The 2,411-nt window shown below is 57.3% G+C and carries 2 protein-coding genes; both read right to left on the minus strand.

What is annotated here, in order from left to right; translation table 11 throughout:
* Nucleotides 1–57: 57 nt before the first annotated feature.
* Nucleotides 58–822 carry an IS21-like element helper ATPase IstB gene (gene istB, locus V6E55_RS25260; RefSeq protein ID WP_032669233.1) on the minus strand — a complete coding sequence of 255 codons (765 nt, stop codon included), beginning with the start codon at nt 820–822 and terminating at the stop codon, nt 58–60.
* Nucleotides 819–2,318 carry an IS21-like element ISPlge2 family transposase gene (locus V6E55_RS25265; RefSeq protein ID WP_042938917.1) on the minus strand — a complete coding sequence of 500 codons (1,500 nt, stop codon included), beginning with the start codon at nt 2,316–2,318 and terminating at the stop codon, nt 819–821. Before V6E55_RS25265 ends, istB begins: the two co-directional genes overlap by 4 nt.
* Nucleotides 2,319–2,411 lie beyond the last annotated feature (93 nt).

The following is a 2,411-nucleotide window of genomic DNA, read 5'->3' on the forward strand; positions in this document are numbered from 1 at the left end:
CTATTAGACGTCAACTACCTTGGCCGGTACGCGTCAACTACTCTGGCCGCCTTTGAGTTATTTCTTAGCTGACTGCTGGGTGACTGCTTTTGATGTTTTCTTTCTGTAACTTTCTCCTGTAACTTCGAAGATGTACCCGTGGTGGATCAGCCTGTCCGCCGCTGCCACCGCCATTGTTTCGTCCACGAAGATACTGCCCCATGTGCTGAACGGATGGTTACTTGTGATGATCAGACTTCCTCTTTCGTACCGGTGCGCGATAAGTTCGAACAGCACGCCCGTTTCCGCGTTATCCCGTTTGACATAGCCCAGGTCGTCTATCACTATCACCCGGTAGCGATCCAGCTTCAGAAGCATCTCGTTCAGCCTCAGCAACGACCGGGCTTTACGCAGCTCCTGCAACAACTCGCCGGCGCTGTAGAACCGGACCCGATAGCCCTGGCTCACTACGCCGTCCGCGATCGCTGCGGCAAGGTGGCTCTTGCCCAGACCGCTGGCACCGAACAGCAGGACATTCTCCCCGCTGTCCACCCAGTCCGTCGTTTCACACAGCTGACGCACCTGTGCGGCATTCAGCTCCGGGACCTGGCCGAAGTCATATTCGGCCAGCGTTTTCCCCACTGGCAACCGCGCATCCTTTATATACCGCCGCAGCCGTTCGCTTTCCCTGTGCGTCGCCTCTTCACTGCAGAGTGACAGCAGATAACGCGAAGGGGTCCACCCTTCGGCCAGCGCGCGTTTCTCCTGGCTGTGCCACTCGGTGGCTATGCGCGTCAGACGTAACCTTCTGAGCAACCTTTCAAGCGTATGGATATCGGTCACTGCAGGCCTCCTTTACGCATCAGGTTGTCATAACCCTGCAGGCTGTGCTGAACCAGTCTCCCGTCCGGCAGCGGGCGTTTATCCTTCACGCCCAGCCAGTTGAGCAGCTTCTGCAGATCCGGCTCTCCCGGCTCCAGCAGCAGGTGGTTCAGCCCCTTCGCGACCGCTGAGATGTCTTCCCGCTCTGCCGCCAGCTTCAGGGCATTAACCATCAGGCGACTGGCCAGCTGAGGGGCAAGACGTGAACACATCCGCTGCCACAGCTGCCGCCATTCATCATCCGGCAGGATGTCGTTACGCAGTGTGGCGTGATAGAACGCCCCGGGTTTCATGACAAGACTACCGATCACGTGTCGGAAGTTGATACTGCGGGCCCGCCGTTTACCTTTCGGTGCCCGGACCCGCTGACAGCTCATTACTTCATCGCTTCCAACGTAACAACTCAGTCTGTCATCCCACAGACGAACCTTCAGCATCTGTCCGATAAGTCTGGATGGCACGCTGTACACAACGTGCCGGACGTTGATGGTACTACTGCTGCTGACCCGGACAGACAACTCTTCGTAGTCAGCACACCGTCGCTGAGGAAGGGGCTTCAGAAGAGCCAGTTCCTGACGGACCAGATCCTGATTGCGCTGGTTATGACGCAGCACCTGCTGTGTAACGAACTGACGATATTCATTCAGGGAACCGAAGTCGTTATTTCCGCGCAGCAGCAGGGCCTGCCGTATACGCTCCTTGAGGTGTCCGTGAGCCGACTCCACTGAACCATTCTCATGGCCCCGTCCGCTGTTATTGCGGGAAGGGGTCATGCCGTAGTGTTCACACAACCCGGCATAGCGCGCTGTCTGATCCCGGTGGTCTTCCTCGCTCAGGTTTTTCCATGCTGCGGCCAGACTATCTGTACGGTGCTCCGCTGGTACACCACCCAGCTGACCCAGCGCCTCCTGTAGTCCTTCGGCCAGAGCGGTGAAGCTCTCGCCGCCGGTGACAACCCGCATCCAGCTCCAGCGACTCCATTCAAGGCGGAAGTGGAAGAGCTTGTGTTCCAGCGGGCAGCCGTTAATGGTGATAACCGTGCCTTTCAGCTGGGTAAAATCTGACAGCGCCCGCATTCCCGGTTGATGCTCCTGGCGGAACATGATCTCCCGTTCCTCACCGTGGCAGGCTTTCCAGGTACGGATACGGCGCTGCAGCGTCCGGCGCACCTTATCGGGATACTGGCCCGGATATTTATCCTGCAGATATTCGAGAACCGTTGTCGGCGAGATCTGCGGACGGGAAGCGAGTAAAGGAAGCACATCACTGAGCCAAACCGCTTCCAGAGGATCCTGACGTGTCCGCCAGTGTCGCTCACCTGATGATTGCCACTGCCCTTTTTCAATACGTCGTCCGGAGCGAACAGAGATGCCGGTGGTGGCCGCAGCGGCTTCCTGCGTAAGACCTTTATTACGTTGAGCCATGTAAAAACTGACCTGTCTGGTATTCAGCGTCACAACCTCTCCCTGGAAAGAAGAAACAGGACGCTCAGATTACAAACAGGCCAGAGTAATTGTCGCGATGCGGACGGGGTAATTGTCGCCTAATAA

The organism is Enterobacter sp. 342, from assembly GCF_036663495.1.
Classification (GTDB): domain Bacteria; phylum Pseudomonadota; class Gammaproteobacteria; order Enterobacterales; family Enterobacteriaceae; genus Enterobacter.